This window comes from Bradyrhizobium iriomotense (assembly GCF_018129405.1).
In the GTDB taxonomy this organism is placed as follows: Bacteria; Pseudomonadota; Alphaproteobacteria; order Rhizobiales; family Xanthobacteraceae; genus Bradyrhizobium; species Bradyrhizobium iriomotense_B.
On sequence record NZ_JAFCLP010000002.1, the window covers coordinates 1 to 18,450 of the forward strand.

Below are 18,450 nucleotides of genomic sequence, written 5' to 3' on the forward strand. Positions count from 1 at the left end.
TTCTTGCCGCCATATAGCCCTGACCTCAACCCGATCGAGCAGGTCTTCGCCAAACTCAAACACCTCATGCGAGCTGCGGAAGCGCGTGACGTCGAGACAACCTGGCGAAAAGTCGGTGAACTCCTCGATCTCTTCTCAGAAGAGGAGTGCACCAACTACTTCAAAAACTCAGGCTATGTTTCCGTATAAAAACATCATGCTCTAGGGGTGATTGCCGTCCTTGAACGCGGGCCCTGCCGGCAGCGACTAACCTACAGAGTGCAAAGGGATCAGTGGAACGTGATCGAGCCTCCTCTTCCTAAAGCACCAAAATGGTGCTTTAGTGCTTTTCATGAGCCAGTCACCCCGAAACGCGCCGTCCGCACTGCGTTACAGGCTTGCCCCGGACCCGGCCGCCAAGGCCGCCATCGAGGCAACATTCCAGGCCTATGACCGCATGATGGAGATCCTCGACGAGGTGGCCCGGACCCATAATGTGGGTTCCAATGTCGTCCTGCTCCACGCTCACGCCTATGAGCCGATCCGGAAACATACCGCACTGCCGTCGCGGCTGGTGACGCTGGGCCTGCGCGACCGCAACGAGTATCGCGCAGCGCAAGGCCGCCGCCTGCCGCTCGACGACAAGCTCGCCAAGATCAAGGGCCCTGCCACCATTTCGATTGCGACCGTGCAAGGGCGCTTCAGCGTGCCCTTCGACTACGCCGGCTATGCCGAGGGTTGGGGCCAGAGCGTGCCGGCGCACCTCATCCGCACCGACGACGGTTTCGAAGTTCACTACGGCGTCACGCCGAACAGCCTGCCAGAGGAGGAGAACGCCATGGATACCATCGCTGCCGCCCCCGACAACTTCCTGTCCCGGGTCGGGCGTCTGATCGCCGGGATCGCCTACGACGCGATCGAGCAGGCGGAAGGCAAGAACAAGCTGAAGGTGGTCGGCCAGGCCATCCGCGAGATCGAACGTGCCGAAAGCGAGGCGCGCGACGCGCTCGCGGCCGGACGGGCCGAGGAATACCGCCTCAACGCGCGCCGCAGCGAGATCGAACGCGCGATGACCGATCTTACCGCCAAGATCGAAGGCGCGATCGCCGATGGCCGCGACGATCTCGCCCGTGCCGGCATCGCACGGCAGATGGATCTGGAGGCGCAGTTCGAGGTGCTCTCGCGAGCCATCGACGAGAACAACGAGAAGATCGAGCAATGCGTGACCTCGCTGCGCGCCGTGCTGTCGGCGCTCCAGGATGCCGAGCAGCGCCGCGCCGATCTCGAAAAGAGTGAGGCGCATGCGAGCCATCAGGCCTCGACGTCGCCCCGGAAGTCGGGCGGGGCTTCCGCAGCAGCCAAGGCCATGCGGGCGGGCAGGGCGGTGGCACGGGCGACCGGCGTGCCGCAGGGCATCCCGTATTCCAGCGACATCGACGAGCTCAGCGCGCTTCATCGCGACAAGGAAATTGCGGCGAGGCTGGCGCGGTTGAAGTCGCGCACTTGAGTGCAGTGTCATGAGCGCATTGCTCGAACACGTCATGTCGCCGGAGGTCAGGCCGTTCGCGATCGCGGCGGCCATGATCGTCATCGTCGGCTCGCTCGAGGTGATCACGATGCTGGTCGGGGCTTCCCTCAGCGAGATGCTCGGCACCAGCATCGATTTCAGCCATCCTAGTGACAATGGCGTGCTCAACGCCATTTCCTGGATCAATGTCGGCGGCGTGCCGCTGTTGATCTTCCTGTTGCTGGCGCTCGGCGCCTTCTCCATCACCGGCTTCCTGATCCAGGACATCGCCCGGATGGTGGCCGGGCCCTTGCCGGCGACGGTCGCCTCGGTCGGGGCGATTGTCGTCTCGGTTCCGCTGGTGCGCACCGCCAGCGGCGCCATCGCGCGGATCATTCCCAAGGACGAGAGCTATGTCGTCGGCCTCGGCGATCTCGTCGGCCGCGTCGGTGAGGTCGTCGTCGGTCCGCTCGACCAGGGGCCGCCCGGCCGGGTCAGCGTCGCCGACGTCCACGGCAACCGCCACTTTGTCCTGGCGGTCGCGGCACCTTCGTCGTCGCCCCTGCCGCAGGGAACCCTGGTCCTGCTGGTCGATCGCGATGGCACCCGCTTCGTGGCGGTGAAGGCCGAGGATGAACTCAAACCGTCCAAGCCACCTCTAAGCAGCTAGTAAGTCAATTCATTGGAGCAAGTCATGTTCGACATCGCAGTCCCGGCCATGATCGGCGTCGCGCTGATCGTCGTCCTGGGGATCGTCTTCACCATTCTCTACAAGCGCGCCACGCGTGACGAGGCCTTCGTGCGCACCGGCCTCGGCGGCAAGAAGGTCGTGCTCGACGGCGGCGCCATGATCCTGCCGATCTTCCACTCCTATGCCAGCGTCAATCTGAAGACGCTCCGGCTGACCGTCGAGCGCAAGGAGCGGGAATCCCTGATCACCAAGGACCGCCTGCGCGTCGACATCGTCGCCGAGTTCTACGTGCGCGTCCGCCCGGACGAGGAAAGCATCGCGCTGGCAAGCCAGACGCTGGGCGCGCTGACCAACGACGCCGAGGCGCTGCGCAACCAGGTCGAGGCGAAATTCGTCGACGGCCTCCGTTCGGTTGCCGCGACCATGAGCATCCTGGAGCTTCAGGAGAAGCGCTCGGACTTCGTCAAGCACGTGCAGTCGACAGTTGAGTCCGACGTCAAATCGAACGGGCTCGAGCTTGAATCGGTGTCGCTGACCAAGCTGGACCAGACCGACGTCAAGTTTTTCAACCCCGAGAATTTCTTCGACGCCGAAGGTCTCACCCAGCTCAAGACCGTCACCGAGACCCGCCGGCGCGACCGCAACGCCATCGTGCGCGACAACGAGGTGGCGATCGCGCAGAAGGACCTCGAGGCTCGGCAGCAGACCCTCGGGATCGAGCGGACCAAGAAGGAAGCCGAGCTCTCGCAGGAGCGCGACATCGCCAACAAGACCGCCAGCACCCGCGCCGAGGTCGCAACCGCGACCCAGACCGCCCGCCTGACGGAGGAAAACGCCCGCATCGACACCGACCGGGCCGTTGCCGAAAAGGAGGCGGGCGCCAAGCAGGTCAAGGAAACCGCTGTGATCGAGTCGGATCTCGCAATCAACAAGCGCAAGACCGACGCCCAGCGCGAAATCCAGATCGCGACGCAGGAGAACGAAATCCAGATCGCGGCCAAGAGCAAGCAGACCTCGGAAGCCGTTGCAGAGGCCAAGACGGCCGAAGCGCTGGCCGTCTCGGCGGAGGAAAAGGTCGTGACCGCACGCGCGGTCGAGGTCGCCGATCGCGCCCGTCTCACCCAGGTGCTGGCCGCACGGACCGAGGCCGAGCGCAAGTCGACCGAATTGATCGTCGCGGCCGAAGCCGAGAAGAAGGCCTCGCTCGACCGCGCCGAGGCCGTCAAGACGCTGGCAACGGCGGAAGCCGAGTCCAACAAGATCAAGGCGGTCGGTGTCCGGAACATCGGCGAGGCGGAAGCTGCCGTCATCACCATGAAGAACGAGGCGCAGAACAAGCTCGGCAGCAACGTCATCGATTTCGAGATCGCCAAGAAGCGGATCGAGACCATGCCCTCGGCATTGGCCGAGATGGTCAAGCCGATCGCCAACCTCAAGGACGTCCGTATCCTGCACACCGGCGGTGCGTTCGGCGGCAATGGCGCAGGTAGCGGCAACGTCGGCTTCGGCGAGGGCCTTGCCGGCGAGCTGCTCAAGGTGCACGCGCTGCGTCCGATGATCGACGAGATCCTGCGCCAGAGCGGCTTTGCGCCGGGGGATGATCCCGTGAAGGCGCTGGTCGGCGCCGTGACGGGCAAGAGCAACGGCGCCGCAGTGCCGGCGCCCGCGCCGGAGAAAACAAACAGCGCCGATCTATGAATGCCGGTTCATTGCTGCTGAGAATTCGAAACGATAAGAACAGGCCTTGCGCGTCTCGCGTCGCGCAACGTCCCGGAGTGCGGATCGATCGCGTGTTGAATCCGTCGATCGCACTCCGGACGGCTCTTTGAGGCAACGCCATTTGTTGCCGCGGCGCCGGCGCCGATCGACGTCAGGCGCTTACAGCCTGTTTCGATCGGGAGATTTTCACATGAAGTATTTTCTGTCCGGACTGGTCGCGATCGGTCTTTCGATCGCCGCCACGGCGTCGTTTGCTGCCGACGCCCGCAACGTCACCGTCGTCAACGAGACCGGCTATGCCATCAAATTCCTCGGCTTCAATGCGCCGGACGATGGCCTCGACGAATGGGAGAACGAACTCGACAAGGTTTTGCAGAACCAGGCGAGCACCTATGTCGAATTCGACGAGGATGACGAGGGGTGTGTCTGGAACATCCGCGTCGACTGGCAGAACTATGACGAGGCCGTGCTCTGGAAGAACGTCAACCTCTGCAAGTTCACCGCGCTCCGGCTGCGCTACGACTCCGGCACCAAGACCACGTCGTTCGTCGCCGAATAGTTTTCGCCCGACAGAGAGCGTTTTCGAGCGAAGTGGATACCGGTTCGCGTAAAGAAAACGCGTCAAACCAAAAAAACTGGAGGGGCCGGCCCAGGCCCTTCCTCAGATGCGTTGCGGAAGATGACGAATTCGTCCTTTGCAAGCGCAACCGGCTTTGTTATACGCACCCGCGCGCGGACGACAGTTCGCCCTTTTCCTCGGTAGCTCAGCGGTAGAGCATCCGACTGTTAATCGGATGGTCGCTGGTTCGAATCCAGCCCGGGGAGCCAAATTCCGCTGTCAATTCATGAACTTACCGGCGTTCGCTGATGCGGCGCGCGATGTCGCTCGAGTCGTCTCTCGCGGACCCGGCGGTGCTCCGATCCACGCAGAATCGCGTTCAAGCAGATGTGTCCGGCAGCGCCATCGCAGCCGCCGGGGCGGCACCAAAACGACTTAATTCAAATCGAGCTTGCCAGAGCCGGACTCTTACGGAGCTGATTCACATGCCCGACATCCAGATCGACCGCGCCCAACTGGCTCCCTCGATTCTGCCGGCCGACGTTCCCGAGCTCAGCGACGACGAATGCATCGCCCGCCTTAAGCGTGCGGTCGAGACGCCCGATTCGGCGCGGCTGGATGAGGTCGCCGCCCTGATCGGTCGCCTCGCGGTGACGATCGAATAGTTCGTCCTGTTCCCTGATGCGGTGAGTTGCGGCGGCCGTGGCCAGCCAAGGCCCAACGGCCATGTTGCGTTTTCGCCGGGCATGTTCCAAAGATGCCGCTAACTTCCGTCCGCGGCATCGTCCGCATTTCAGGGTCCGCAAATGTCCGGTTTTTCGACCGCGCGCCTCAAAATGGTCGATGGCCAGGTGCGCACCAATGACGTCACCGATCGCCGAATTCTCGATGCCATGCTCACCGTTCCGCGCGAGGCGTTCGTGCCGGCGAGCCGCCAGGCCCTGGCCTATCTCGACCTCGATCTCGATGTGAGCGAGGGCGCTGCCAAGCGGTTCCTGATCAAGCCGCAGTTGACCGGCAAGCTGCTCCAGGCCGCTGAGATCGGCGAGGGCGACAATGTCCTGGTCGTCGGCTGCGCCACGGGCTATCTCGCCGCGCTGGCGGCCAAGCTGGCGCGTCAGGTCACCGCGACGGAGTGCGATTCTGCCCTGGCCGCGAAGGCCAAGGAGGCCTTTGCTGCCCTCGGCCTCGCCAACGTCACCTGCAAGGCTGCTCCCTGCACCGAGGGCGAACCGTCCGCCGCCCCCTATGACGTGATCATCCTCAATGGCGCCGCCGAGGTGACGCCGGAAGGGCTGTTCGGGCAGCTCAAGGAGGGCGGCCGTCTGGTGGGCGTATCGGCCGAATCAAGGCCGCCGCGGGCGACGATCGTGACCCGGACCCACGGGGAATTCGGCCATCGGGCGCTGTTCGACGCCACAGCTCCGGTCCTTCCCGGGCTGGAACGGGCCGCCGCCTTCGTCTTCTGACGGCCCAAATCCCGTTAAAATCCCGTTCTGAATCAGAAGTGTGGCCGGGATGCTGCACGTGAAGAGTTTCCACCGAGAACTACCTTGAGGTAGTTCCGTCGCGCCAATCCGCGTCCTATGTTGCGGCGGGGCAACGACTCCACTCGATAGACGGTAACCCGGCTCGCGGGCACGAGCCGGGCGTTAAAATGAAACGGAAATTTTGGGATGCATGGGGTGAAGCTCTTCACCGGAGCTGCGGTTTCGGTCCTGCTGCTGGCGCTGGCCGGGCCGACGCCTGCCTTGGCGGACACGATTGAGGCCGCCTTGGTGCGCGCCTATCAGAACAATCCGCAGCTCAACGCACAGCGCGCCCAGGTGCGCTCGACTGACGAAAACGTGCCGCAAGCCCTATCCGGCTATCGCCCCAGGGTCTCGCTGACGGCGAGCGGCGGTTATCAGTATACGGATTTGCAGAGTGGCGTGGGGAGTTCGTCCATCCACGGAACCACCATGCCTCGCAGCGCTGCAATTACCGCTACGCAGACGCTCTACAATGGCAACCAGACCGCCAACAGAACGCGGGCGGCGGAGAGTCAGGTGTCCGGTGCCCGCGAAGCGCTGCGCAGCCTCGATCAAAGCCTGCTGCTCCAGGCCGCCACGACCTACATGGATTATCTGCGCGATGCCGCCACGCTGGAAGTCCAGCGCAGCAACGTGCGCGTGCTCGAGCAGACGCTGAAGCAGACCCGTGATCGTTTCAACGTCGGCGAAGTGACGCGCACCGACGTTGCGCAATCGGAAGCGCAACTGGCGGCCGGCAAGACGCAGGCGCTCACCGCGGAGGCGAATCTCACCACGACGCGGGCGAACTTCCGCCGCATCATCGGCAACGAGCCGACGAATCTCGCACCGGGCTCGCCGGTCGACCGGTTCCTGCCGTCAACACTCGCTTCGGCCATCGAGCTCGGCCTGATCGAGCATCCCAACGTCACGGCCGCAATGTATGGCATCGACGTCAATTTCTTGCAGGTCAAAGTCGCCGAAGGTGCGTTGCTGCCGACGGTTACGATCCAGGCAGCAGCCACGCAGTCCAACGAACAGTCCTTGATTCAGTTGCGCTCGTTCAACGCATCCGCGATCGCGCAGGTCTCGGTGCCGATTTATCAGGGTGGTAGCGAATATTCGCTGATCCGGCAGTCCAAGGAAAACCTGGCGCAGCAGCGTCTCAACCTCGAAACCACGCGCGACCAGACTCGTGCGAACGTGGTGCAGTTCTGGGGGACGTTGCAGGCCGGCAAGGCGCAGGTGCAGTCCGCACAGGCGCAGGTGACGGCGTCCGAGATCGCACTCAACGGTGTGCGCGAGGAAGCCAAGGCAGGTCAGCGCACCACGCTCGACGTGCTCAACGCGCAGCAGGCGCTGGTCAATGCGCGCGTCGCATTGGTGACCGCGCAGCACGACCGCGTGGTGGCATCCTACAACGTCCTCGCCGCAGTCGGCCGCTTGTCGCCGCAGGTGCTCGGCCTTGCGACCACGGTCTACGATCCCAGCGTTCACTACCATCAGGTCCGCGACAGCTGGGGCGGCGTGCGTACGCCTGACGGGCGCTGATCCCCGTAGTCATCCGGTCGGCCTCGCGAACAATTGCGGCCGACCGGTGCTTTGCTTGCAATCATCAAAATCCCTGACATAGCCTTGCCAAGAAGATGCGGGTCGATTCGCTCCGCAACTGATGTCGTATGCGTAAAGCTCGAGTGCCGAGGGCAGGGGCGCGCCGCCGCACGTTGAGCCGTGATCTGGGGACAAGTCGGGCTGCCGCGACGAAAATGTCGGGGCGCTCGCTGCGGAACCGGCCAATCCTGTCGTGCTTGGTGTAAAACAACGCATGCGAGGGCGTTGATGATGTGGAGTCGGAGATGACGCAGCCTGCAAAGGTCACAGAACCCTCCATGGAGGAGATTCTGGCCTCGATCCGGCGCATCATTGCCGACGATGAGGCCAAGCCGCCGCCGGCAGAGGCCGCCAAGCCCGAGAAGGCTGCAGCGCCCGCCGCGCCGCCGCCCAAGCCGATGAACGAGATTCCGCCATCCAAGGTCGCACCGCCCAAACCTGCCGCCGAGAAGCCCGCGCCACCTCCGGCTGCGAAGCCGGCTCCGGCACCGCCGCCGCCGCCCCCGCCCGCCGCGGATGCCGGACCTAACAACCAGGACGATATCGACGCGCTGCTGGCGGGTCTCGATGCGGCGACGCCCGCGCCCGAGGTCCGTGCTCCGGAGCCGGAGCCCGAGCCTGAACCCGACGTGCTCGAATTGACCGACGAGATGGCGATGGACCCGGCGCCGACACCGCCTCCGCCGCCACCAAGCTTCCGCAAGGTCGAGCCGCGCGACGATCTCGAATTCGCCGAATCGCCGCCGCCGCGTCCGGCGCCTCCGCCGTCCTACGCGCCGGTGGACTTCGATGCACCGCCGCTGCCGCTGCAACAGCCGATCCTGGCGCAATCGACGGTCTCCGCGGTCGAATCCGCCTTCAACTCCCTGGCCCATACGGTCCTCAGCAGCAATGCGCGGACGCTGGAGGATCTGGTCAAGGAGATGCTGCGTCCGATGCTGAAGTCCTGGCTCGACGACAATCTGCCGGGCCTTGTTGAACGCATCGTGAAGGCCGAAATCGAGCGGGTCTCGCGCGGCGGCCGCTGAGAGCGGCCGAAGGGCCCTCATAAAGCCCGGCTTGGGTGTCATATCCGGCCTCGGACCGGGCCGGAAAGTGCTGTTGCCGCCTCGCTTTCCGCTGACCTTTTCGTTGACTTGGCCCCCGCGCGCGGCTTTCTAGCAGCCCCATGATCGAGAAAAATTACCAGCCCGCCGATATCGAAACCCGCATGTCCGTCGTGTGGGAGGACAGCCGTGCCTTCAAGGCCGGCCGCCCCGACCGCCGCGACGCGGTGCCCTTTACCATCGTGATCCCGCCGCCGAACGTGACGGGCTCGCTGCACATGGGCCACGCCCTCAACAACACGCTCCAGGACATCCTGTGCCGGTTCGAGCGCATGCGCGGCCGCGACGTGCTGTGGCAGCCCGGCACCGACCATGCCGGCATCGCCACCCAGATGGTGGTCGAGCGGCAGCTGATGGAGCGCCAGCAACCCGGCCGCCGCGAGATGGGCCGCGAGAAGTTCCTGGAGCGGGTCTGGCAGTGGAAGGCCGAGAGCGGCGACACCATCATCAACCAGCTCAAGCGCCTCGGCGCGTCCTGCGACTGGTCGCGCGAGCGCTTCACCATGGACGAGGGCCTGTCGAAGGCCGTCGTCAAGGTGTTCGTCGAGCTGCACCGCGACGGCCTGATCTACAAGGACAAGCGGCTGGTGAACTGGGACACCAAGCTGCTCACCGCGATCTCCGATCTCGAAGTGCAGCAGACCGAGGTCAAGGGCCACCTCTGGTATCTGCGCTATCCGATCGAGGGCAAGACCTTCAGCCCCGAGGATCCCTCGACCTTCATCGTCGTCGCGACCACGCGGCCGGAGACCATGCTCGGCGACACCGGCGTTGCCGTGCATCCGGAGGACGAGCGCTATCAGAAGCTGATCGGCAAGAACGTCGTCCTGCCGCTGGTCGGCCGCAAGATCAAGATCGTCGCCGACGAGTATTCCGATCCCGAGAAGGGCTCGGGCGCGGTCAAGGTGACGCCGGCGCACGACTTCAACGACTTCGAGGTCGGCAATCGCCACGGCCTGCGCCGCATCAGCGTGCTCGACAGGGAAGGCTGCCTCGATCTCCTCGACAACGAGGATTATCTGCGTGACCTGCCCGAAGGCGCCGCGCAATTCGCCGAGGAGTTCAACAAGGTCGATCGCTTCGCGGCGCGCAAGCGCATCGTCGAGCGGCTGGAAGCCTTCGGCTTCGTCGAGCGGATCGAGCCGCACACCCACATGGTGCCGCATGGCGACCGCTCTGGCAGCGTGATCGAGCCCTACCTGACCGACCAGTGGTACGTCGACGCGAAGACACTCGCAAAACCCGCGATCGCGGCGGTGCGCTCGGGCGAAACCTCGTTCGTGCCGAAAAACTGGGAAAAGACCTATTTCGAGTGGATGGAGAACATCCAGCCCTGGTGCATCTCGCGCCAGCTCTGGTGGGGCCATCAGATCCCGGCCTGGTACGGCCCTGATGGCAAGGTGTTCGTCGCCGAGACCGAGGAGGAGGCCATCAGCCACGCGCTCGGCTATTACGTCGAGCAGGAGGTCATCACGGTCGAGCAGGGGCGCGAGATGGCGCTCGACCGCAACAAGCGCGAGGGCTTCATCACCCGCGACGAGGACGTGCTCGACACCTGGTTCTCCTCGGCGCTGTGGCCGTTCTCGACGCTCGGCTGGCCCGACGATACGCCCGAGGTGCAGCGCTACTATCCAACCAACGCGCTGGTCACCGGCTTCGACATCATCTTCTTCTGGGTTGCCCGCATGATGATGATGGGCATGCACTTCATGAAGGAGATCCCGTTCTCGACGATCTACATCCACGCCCTCGTCCGCGACGAGAAGGGTGCCAAGATGTCGAAGTCGAAGGGCAACGTCATCGATCCCCTCAACCTGATCGACGAATATGGCGCGGACGCGCTGCGCTTCACGCTGGCAGCGATGGCCGCGCAGGGCCGTGACATCAAGCTCGCCACCAGCCGCGTCGAAGGCTACCGCAATTTCGCGACCAAGCTCTGGAACGCCTGCCGCTTCGCGGAGATGAACCAGTGTGCCGTGCCCGAGGGTTTCGAGCCGGCGAAGGCGAAAGAGACGCTGAGCCGCTGGATCGCGCATGAGACCGCGCACACCACGCGCGAGGTGACCGAGGCGATCGAGGCCTATCGCTTCAACGATGCCGCCGGCGCGATCTATCGCTTCGTCTGGAACGTCTATTGCGACTGGTATGTCGAGCTCGCCAAGCCCGTGCTGCTTGGCCCCGATAGCCCCGCCAAGGACGAAACCCGCGCCATGGTGGCCTGGGCGCGCGACGAGATCCTGAAGCTGCTGCATCCCTTCATGCCCTTCATCACCGAAGAGCTGTGGGAGGTGACGTCCAAGCGCGACGGCCTGCTCGCGCTGGCGCCGTGGCCGCTGAAGCCGTCTGAGCCTTCGCCGGAACAGCTCGCGATGCTCGCCGCAGCCGCCGGGCCGACCGATCCGCTGATCTCGCCGGCTCTGGTCATGCCGATCTTCGACCATGCCGACTTCACCGATCCCAAGGCGGAAGCCGAGATCGGCTGGGTGATCGACCTCGTCACGCAAATCCGCTCCGTGCGCGCCGAAATGAACATCCCGCCGGCAACGCTGACGGCGCTGGTGCTCGCGGGCGCCTCGGCCGAGACCAGGGAGCGCGCGCCGCGCTGGATCGACGTCATCAAGCGCATGGCGCGGCTGTCCGACATCGCCTTCGTCGACCGTGCGCCTGACGGCGCCGTTCAACTGCTGGTGCGCGGCGAAGTGGCCGCGCTGCCGCTGAAGGGCGTGATCGATGTCGCCGCCGAGCGCACGCGCCTCGACAAGGAAATCGGCAAGGCCGACGCCGACATCAAGCGCGCCGAATCCAAGCTGGCCAACGAGAAGTTCGTCGCCAACGCGGCCGAGGAGGTCGTCGAGGAGGAGCGCGAAAAGCGCGAGGCGGCGCTGGCCCGCAAGGCCAAGCTGCTGGAGGCGCTGGAGCGGCTGAAGCAGGCGTCGTAGGACGCCCGTCATTCCGGGATGGTCCGAAGGACCAGACCCGGAATCTCGAGATTCCGGGTTCGGCTCTTCGAGCCGCCCTGGAATGACCTTCACTTCGGAAACGGCTTGCTCAAAAATTTCGAGCCCCTGACGCCATAGCGCCAGGGCAGCTCGACGGCCTTGGTGATGCCGATCCGGATGCCCGTTGCGACCTCGACGTCCTCCGTCCGCGCATGCAACGCAATCGGCGGCCGATCCAGCGGCAGCGTGTTGTGCGTGATGGTGATACCGAGCGCCTCGGTCAGCTTGCCCGGGCCTGAGCACAGCGCGTGCAGGTCCTGGACATGGCGGCGGCGCCGCATCGCAGCGAGGCCATGCGTCGGCTCCAGTGCGCGGATCAGGACGGCACTGGCCGAGCCTTCCTCCTCGCAGACGAAGTTCACGCACCAGTGGATGCCGTAGGAACGGTAGACATAGGCATAGCCGGGCGGGCCGAACATCACCTGGTTCCGCGGCGTTCGACCATTGTAGGAGTGCGCCGCCGGCTCGGTATGATGATAGGCCTCGACCTCGACGATGATCCCGCCGACGCCGTCGACCAGCATGGTCGCGCCGATCAGGTCGTGTGCGACCTCGCGCACGTTGCGCGCGAAAAAGGCACGCTTCAGGGCCTTGCCAAGCCGTGGTGTGGAAGGTTTCGAGACTGGAGCCATTCGAGGTGAGAATCGCCTGAGAACAGAGCAGGATATTGCCCATATCTGCCATGTTCCCTGAAGTGGTGCGAGCCGGGTTGCGATGCCGGGCCAGACCGACTAGGTAGGACCTGAACAGACCGGATACCCCATGGTCGTTATTGTCGATACCATCTCGAACCCGCTGCGCCCGCGCCACCCCGAAAAGGTGAATCGCCCTGATTCCGCTTCGCCGCCGAAGCCGGACTGGATCCGCGTGCGGGCGCCCAATACCCGCGGCTATGCCGACACCCGCAACATCGTGCGCGCCAACGGCCTGCACACGGTGTGCGAGGAGGCGGGCTGCCCGAATATCGGCGAGTGCTGGGACAAGAAGCACGCGACCTTCATGATCATGGGTGACACCTGCACCCGGGCCTGCGCCTTCTGCAACGTCAAGACCGGCCTGCCCAACGCGCTGGATGCGGCCGAGCCGCAAAATGTTGCCGAGGCCGTGGCCAAGCTCGGCCTCGCCCACGTCGTCATCACCTCGGTCGACCGCGACGATCTCGCCGATGGCGGCGCCGAGCACTTTGCCCAGACCATCCGCGCGATCCGCGCGGCATGCCCCTCGACTACGATCGAGATCCTGACGCCGGACTTCCTGCGCAAGGAAGGCGCGCTGGAGGTCGTCGTCGCGGCGAGGCCCGACGTGTTCAACCACAATCTCGAGACCGTGCCGTCGCGCTATCTCACGGTGCGGCCGGGCGCGCGCTATTTCCATTCGATCCGGCTGTTGCAGCGGGTCAAGGAGCTCGATCCCACCATCTTCACCAAGTCCGGAATCATGGTCGGCCTCGGCGAGGAGCGCCATGAGGTGCAGCAGGTGATGGACGATCTGCGCTCGGCCGACGTCGACTTCCTGACCGTCGGCCAATATCTCCAGCCGACCCGCAAGCATCACGCAGTGATGCGCTACGTGCCGCCGGACGAGTTCTCGTCCTATGAAAAGATCGCCTACACCAAGGGATTCCTGATGGTGTCGGCGAGCCCGCTCACCCGCTCGTCGCATCATGCAGGCGAGGATTTCGCGAGACTGAAGGCTGCGCGGGCAGCTCACGCCCGCTGACGTACCATGCATCGAGTTTCGAGCAAGCACCGCGTCAACCACAGCGCGTCCGAGATGTTTGATCTGGTCGCCGATGTCGAGCGCTACCCGGAATTCGTGCCGCTGTGCAGCGCGCTCAAGGTCCGGCAGCGCATGGCGAAGCCCGACGGCACCGAGGTGCTGATCGCGGACATGACGGTGTCGTTCAAGCTGGTGAGGGAGTCCTTCACCAGCCGCGTGACGCTCGACCGCGCCAATCTGAAGATCCTGGTCGAATATCTGCAAGGTCCGTTCAGGAATCTGGAAAACCGTTGGACGTTCGAGCCCAAGGGTGAGGGCGTCTGCGACGTCGGTTTCTTCCTCGCCTACGAATTCAAGAGCCGCATGCTGGCGATGCTGATGGGCTCGATGTTCGACGCCGCCTTCGCGCGGTTCTCGACCGCGTTCGAGAAGCGCGCGGACGCGATCTACGGACGGCCGAAGCTGGCGTCGACGTAGATCGGGCAAGCTCTCTCCACCGTCATTGCGAGGAACTCTTGCGACGAAGCAATCCAGAGTCTTTCCGCGGAGGGATTCTGGATTGCTTCGCTGCGCTCGCAATGACGATGGGGAGGTAGGCGTGCCAAGCAATCAATCCACGGCCTTCACGATGTCAGGCGGCTGTGAGGCGTAATACGCCGCGGCCTGGTCGATCTCCTGCGGCGTCATCGCGCGGGCGATGTTGCGCATCTGCTGGCTGATGTCGTTGCGGCGGTCGCCTGAGGCGAAGGCCAGGAGCTGCGCCTTCATATAGGTCTCCGACTGGCCTTCGAGCCATGGGCTGCCGGTCTTGTTGTCGAGGCTGCCGTGACAGGAGCCACAGGGCGCGATCCCGCGCATCGGCGCACCGTAGATGACGATGTTGGGTTTTGGCAGCTGCGGCGTCGGATGATAGGCGGGCAGCCGCGGCAGGTAGGCGTAGTAGAGCGAGAGATCGGCGATCTCCTGATCGGTCAGATTGACGGCGAACGGCGACATCACGGCATTGGTGCGCGCGCCCGAGCGGAAATCGTGCAGCTCCTTGTAGATCACCGCCGCATACTGGCCGGCGAGGTTCGGTGAGTCCGCGCGGCTGATGCCGGTCGGGCCGTGGCAGATCGCGCAGCGCTGCGCCAGCGTGGCGCCGCGGCCGATCGCCTCCTGGCTCGGGCGTGACAGCGTGTTCGACGTGAGCACGACCTCGGACAGGCGCTTTGCCTGTTCAGGTGCTGTGACATTCGCCGCGCGCTGCGGCACGCCGGCAGCGCTGCAGATAGCGTCCCAAACATTGGCGAACTGGACCCACGGCTGGGCGAAGGGCAGCACAATGAAGCCCACAACCGCCGTCACGATCAGAATCGCAGCGGTGATGCCGACGCCTCGTGTGAAATGCGGATTGCTGAAGGTGAAGAGGTCGCGCGCACTCATCACTGCGCTCCCACATAGACGGCCGGCACCGAGGTACCCTCGGTCATCGCCAGGGTCAGGATCGGGTAGCCGTAATTGGTGAGGGTGAGCGCGATCATCAGCGCCACCCACAGTGCATGCGTGTTGAGGGCGAGGGGCACGGTCGCCGGCTGGTGCACCGCCAGCGCAAAGCGATAGGGGCCGGCGTCGGCCCCAGGTGCGCGCATGCCGCGGGCGAGGATGACCAGGAACAGGATGCCTGAGGTCAGCAGGATGAAGCCGCCGATCGCGGAGAAGGTGACCGAGAGCGCCTGAGGCGCGATCGCGGGATCGCCGAAGTCGAAATAGGCCATGCGGCGCGGCATACCCAGGATGCCGACCCAGTGCCACGGGAACGTGGTGACGATCATGCCGACGAACCACAGCCAGAGCTGGGTGCGGATCAGGCGGAGATCGATCAGCTCGCGTCCGGTCAGATGCGGCCACAGATCATAGGCGATCGCAAAATACATGATCACGATGGCGCCGCCGAAGATCAGGTGGAAATGGCCGGTGATCCACTGCGTGTTGTGGATGGACGCATCGAGCTGATAGCTCATGTTGATGAGGCCGCCGGCGCCGCCGAAGCCGAGCATGACGAAGGAGAAGGCGAGCGCCAGCATCATCGGATTGTCCCAGGGCAGGGCCCTGATCCAGCCGAACAGGCCGCGGCCGCCGCGCAGGCGCGCCGCGATCTCGACAGAGGCGCAGATCGTGAACACCGTCAGCAGCGTCGGCAGCGCGACCAGCGCCGTGAAGGCCGAATGGATGAACTTGAAGCCGGCGCCGACCATTGGATCGGCGAAGGTGTGGTGCATGCCGATCGGCATCGCCACCACCAGGAACAGGATGAAAGAGATCCGCGCCATGCTGTCGGAATAGACCCGGCCGCCGATCGCCCGCGGCACGATGGTGTAATAGGCGATGTAGGTCGGCATCAGCCAGAAATAGACGATGGCGTGCAGCGTCCAGGAGAAGAACACGCGGGCGAGGCCGGCATCGATGGTGGCCTTCAGTCCCGCCGCGACGGGAATGATCTGGAGCAGCAGTTCGAGCGCGGCGCCGACCGCGGTCCACGCCCACAGGTAAGAGCCCGCGACATTGGCATACATGGCGAGCGGCACAGGCGCGCCGGGATGGGCCTTGCGCCAGACGCTCAGGTTGACCGACATCAGCGCGACCCAGATCCAGGAGCCGACCACGACCAGCACGACGCCGAGATAGTAGAAGACGTTGCCGATCAGCGGCGGATAGAAGGTGTAGAGCACCGAGGCGCGCCCCAACGCGACCGGAATCACCGCCATGATGCTGCCGATGACGATCAGCCAGAACCCGGTCCAGGCCCAGCGCACGCCGACCAGACGCTGCTCCAGTGCGGACTCGCTGATGGCATAGCCAAAACCCATCGCCACCAGCGTCGGGAAGACGTAGCCCATCACCGTGCCGTGCGCGGTCAGTGAGCGGTAATAGAGCTCGGGGTTGGACAGCCATGTGCCGATCGGACTGCGGATGAACATCTGCCAGGCGCCCAGCGTGAGCGCGATGCCGAACACCGCAAAGGCGAGCCAGAAATGGGCGAGGATGAGCTTCCTATTGACCAACACAGCTCAGCCTCCCGCCGCCCTTCGCGCGACCCGCGAATTCGGTCTTGTCGATCACCTTGACCTTGCCCCACATGCCCTCATGGCCGAAGGAACAAAACTCCTGGCAGGGCATCAGATAGTCGCCGGTCCTCGCAAAACGCATCAGCTGCTCGGAGATGTAGCCCGGCACCAGCATGGTGTTGATATTGGTGCCCTGGATCAGGATGCCGTGGACGACGTCGGCGCTGGTGGCGCGCAGCGTAATCGGCGTGTCGACGGGGACCACGATGCAGGCCGGCGTGAAGGAATATTGCTGGCCGATCGCGCGCACGGTGACATTGCCGTTGGCCTCCAGCACGCTGCCGAGATTGCTCTCGACGAACTCGCCGGACAGGTGAATCCGCGAGGGATCGGTGATCTCGACGCGTGGCTGCGGCATGGTCGCGCGGTGGATGCCGGCGAATGCCGCGAGCAGCGCCATCATCACGATGATGATCACCGCGATGGTCGCCCAGCGCCGCTCGACGCGGGCCGCGACCTCGGCGCTGGCGCTGCCGTTTCCATGGGTTTCCTCAGTGCTCATTGCAGCGGCCCGCGCGGCAGGAAGACGAACAGGTAGAAGGCGAGCCACATCGCGACCACGCAGGCGGTGGCGATGCCGGCGAGCAGAAGCGCGCCCGAGGGGCCTTGCGCCACGACCTCCTCGACGGCCTGGTCGGCGGCGGCAGGGCTGGTCGGCGGATCGGAATTGATCATGACGGATCTCTGGCGTCTCTCAGTTCAGCGGTGCGGAGCGCAGCTCATTGGCCTCGCGCGCCGAGACCGGCGTGCCGCGATTGCCCCAGGCGGTGCGGATGTAGGAGACGACGGCGGCGACCTCGTTGTCGGAGAGCAGGCCCGCGAAGGGCGGCATGCCATAAGGCATCGGGTTGCCCTTGGTGCCGGGGGGATAACCGCCATTGAGCACCATGCGGATCGGGTTGACCGCCGACTCCATCTCGATCGACTGGTTGTTGGCGAGCGGCGGCCAGTGCGGCGGCTTGCCTTCGCCCTGAATGCCGTGGCAGCTCGCGCAGCTCTTGTCATAGACGGTCTTGCCGAGGCTGATCAGCAGACTGCTCTCGGTGGTCGGCAGCGCCGAGCTCGGCGGCGGCGGAGGCGAGGGCTCTGCGATGCTCTTGAGGTACACCGCCATCGCGCGCGTATCCTCGTCGCTGAGATATTGCAGGCTGTTGTGCACGACCTCGGCCATCGGACCGTAGACCACGCCGCGCGCCGAAACGCCGGTCTGGAGCAGGTCGGTGATGTCCTTGATGCTCCAGTCGCCGAGTCCCGCCTCGCGGTTGGAGGTGAGGGACGGCGCGTACCAGTTCTGCATCGGGATCAGGCCGCCCTTGAAGGCGTCCGATTGCGAGGTGCCGCCGAGCGCGTTGATCGGCGAATGGCACATGCTGCAATGGCCGAGGCCTTCGACCAGATAAGCGCCGCGATTCCATTCCGCCGACTTGGTCGGGTCGGGCTTGAACTCGCCCTCGCGGAAGAACAGCGTGCGCCAGCCGAGGATGAGCTGGCGGTTGTCATAGGGGAAGCGCAGATCGTGCGGCCGGTTCTTCTGGTTCACCGGCGGGATGGAGCGCAAATATGCGAAGATCGCGTCGCTGTCGGTGCGCGTCACCTTGGTGTAGGACGCAAACGGCATCGCCGGATAGATCAGCCCGCCATCCGGAAAGCGGCCGCTGTGCATGGTCTTGTAGAAATCGTCGGCGCTCCACTTTCCAATCCCGGTCTCCGGATCGGGCGTGATGTTGGAGGTGTAGAGCGTGCCGAACGGGGTCGGCATGGCGCGGCCGCCGGCGAACAGACGCCCCTCCGGCGCAGTGTGGCAGGCGGTGCAGTCGCCGGCGCGGGCGAGATATTCGCCGCGCGCGATGATGTCGCTGGTCTTGTCCTGCGCCTGCGCGACAGTCGTGAACGCGGCGAGGGCGAGGAGCGTGATCCATGGTTTCGAGCCCATCATCCGCCT

Annotated in this window: 18 protein-coding genes and 1 tRNA gene; 13 read left to right on the forward strand and 6 right to left on the reverse strand. The window is 64.8% G+C overall.

The window, feature by feature from the left end; translation table 11 throughout:
* The 11 genes from JQ592_RS04680 to JQ592_RS04730 form a co-directional block, all read left to right on the forward strand.
* Positions 1-189, forward strand: a 189-nt coding sequence (locus JQ592_RS04680; RefSeq protein WP_211401768.1) for a transposase, incomplete at its 5' end; no start/stop codon positions are given.
* A gap of 133 nt (positions 190-322) precedes the next feature.
* Entirely contained in the window at positions 323-1,486 is a 1,164-nt protein-coding gene (locus JQ592_RS04685) for a PspA/IM30 family protein (RefSeq protein ID WP_211401769.1), read from the forward strand.
* Positions 1,487-1,496: 10 nt separating this feature from the next.
* Positions 1,497-2,156: an OB-fold-containig protein gene (locus JQ592_RS04690; protein WP_211401770.1), complete on the forward strand. Its 660-nt coding sequence runs from the start codon at positions 1,497-1,499 to the stop codon at positions 2,154-2,156.
* A 24-nt stretch (positions 2,157-2,180) separates the two neighbouring features.
* The gene (locus JQ592_RS04695) at positions 2,181-3,875 is read left to right on the forward strand and encodes a flotillin family protein (RefSeq protein ID WP_211401771.1); all 1,695 of its coding nucleotides are present in this window, start codon (positions 2,181-2,183) and stop codon (positions 3,873-3,875) included.
* A 211-nt stretch (positions 3,876-4,086) separates the two neighbouring features.
* Positions 4,087-4,455 carry a hypothetical protein gene (locus tag JQ592_RS04700; RefSeq protein ID WP_211401772.1) on the forward strand — a complete coding sequence of 123 codons (369 nt, stop codon included), beginning with the start codon at positions 4,087-4,089 and terminating at the stop codon, positions 4,453-4,455.
* A gap of 194 nt (positions 4,456-4,649) precedes the next feature.
* A tRNA-Asn gene (locus JQ592_RS04705) sits at positions 4,650-4,724 on the forward strand.
* Between the two features lie 216 nt (positions 4,725-4,940).
* Positions 4,941-5,120, forward strand: coding sequence for a hypothetical protein (locus tag JQ592_RS04710; RefSeq protein ID WP_211401773.1), 180 nt, complete (start codon positions 4,941-4,943; stop codon positions 5,118-5,120).
* A 141-nt stretch (positions 5,121-5,261) separates the two neighbouring features.
* On the forward strand, positions 5,262-5,924 hold the full coding sequence (locus JQ592_RS04715; protein WP_211401774.1) for a protein-L-isoaspartate O-methyltransferase family protein: 663 nt from the start codon (positions 5,262-5,264) through the stop codon (positions 5,922-5,924).
* A 207-nt stretch (positions 5,925-6,131) separates the two neighbouring features.
* The gene (locus JQ592_RS04720) at positions 6,132-7,517 is read left to right on the forward strand and encodes a TolC family outer membrane protein (protein ID WP_211401775.1); all 1,386 of its coding nucleotides are present in this window, start codon (positions 6,132-6,134) and stop codon (positions 7,515-7,517) included.
* Between the two features lie 305 nt (positions 7,518-7,822).
* Positions 7,823-8,605: a PopZ family protein gene (locus tag JQ592_RS04725; RefSeq protein ID WP_211401776.1), complete on the forward strand. Its 783-nt coding sequence runs from the start codon at positions 7,823-7,825 to the stop codon at positions 8,603-8,605.
* Positions 8,606-8,745: 140 nt separating this feature from the next.
* The gene (locus JQ592_RS04730) at positions 8,746-11,622 is read left to right on the forward strand and encodes a valine--tRNA ligase (protein ID WP_211401777.1); all 2,877 of its coding nucleotides are present in this window, start codon (positions 8,746-8,748) and stop codon (positions 11,620-11,622) included.
* A gap of 89 nt (positions 11,623-11,711) precedes the next feature.
* Here JQ592_RS04730 and JQ592_RS04735 read toward each other — a convergent pair whose 3' ends face one another.
* Positions 11,712-12,314 (reverse strand): DNA-3-methyladenine glycosylase, encoded by a 603-nt coding sequence (locus tag JQ592_RS04735; protein WP_211401778.1) that lies wholly within the window; start codon positions 12,312-12,314, stop codon positions 11,712-11,714.
* 130 nt (positions 12,315-12,444) lie between these two features.
* On the opposite strand from JQ592_RS04735, the gene lipA reads away from it, so the two are divergent.
* Together lipA and JQ592_RS04745 are read left to right on the forward strand one after the other, a co-directional pair.
* On the forward strand, positions 12,445-13,401 hold the full coding sequence (gene lipA, locus JQ592_RS04740) for a lipoyl synthase (protein WP_211401779.1): 957 nt from the start codon (positions 12,445-12,447) through the stop codon (positions 13,399-13,401).
* Positions 13,402-13,407: 6 nt separating this feature from the next.
* The gene (locus JQ592_RS04745; protein ID WP_197952569.1) at positions 13,408-13,878 is read left to right on the forward strand and encodes a type II toxin-antitoxin system RatA family toxin; all 471 of its coding nucleotides are present in this window, start codon (positions 13,408-13,410) and stop codon (positions 13,876-13,878) included.
* 132 nt (positions 13,879-14,010) lie between these two features.
* Here the strand turns inward: JQ592_RS04745 and JQ592_RS04750 are convergent, their stop codons facing one another.
* The 5 genes from JQ592_RS04750 to JQ592_RS04770 are packed head-to-tail and all read right to left on the reverse strand — an operon-like array spanning position 14,011 to position 18,444.
* Entirely contained in the window at positions 14,011-14,826 is an 816-nt protein-coding gene (locus tag JQ592_RS04750) for a c-type cytochrome (protein WP_211401780.1), read from the reverse strand.
* On the reverse strand, positions 14,826-16,448 hold the full coding sequence (locus tag JQ592_RS04755; RefSeq protein WP_211401781.1) for a b(o/a)3-type cytochrome-c oxidase subunit 1: 1,623 nt from the start codon (positions 16,446-16,448) through the stop codon (positions 14,826-14,828). Before JQ592_RS04755 ends, JQ592_RS04750 begins: the two co-directional genes overlap by 1 nt.
* Complete coding sequence (locus JQ592_RS04760) at positions 16,435-17,010, reverse strand: cytochrome C oxidase subunit II (RefSeq protein ID WP_211401782.1); 576 nt, start codon at positions 17,008-17,010, stop codon at positions 16,435-16,437. The genes JQ592_RS04755 and JQ592_RS04760 overlap by 14 nt, the downstream gene beginning before the upstream one ends.
* A complete protein-coding gene (locus JQ592_RS04765) occupies positions 17,007-17,183 on the reverse strand; it encodes a hypothetical protein (protein ID WP_198964245.1) in 177 nt (58 codons plus the stop codon). The genes JQ592_RS04760 and JQ592_RS04765 overlap by 4 nt, the downstream gene beginning before the upstream one ends.
* A gap of 19 nt (positions 17,184-17,202) precedes the next feature.
* Positions 17,203-18,444: a cytochrome c gene (locus JQ592_RS04770; protein WP_211401783.1), complete on the reverse strand. Its 1,242-nt coding sequence runs from the start codon at positions 18,442-18,444 to the stop codon at positions 17,203-17,205.
* Positions 18,445-18,450 lie beyond the last annotated feature (6 nt).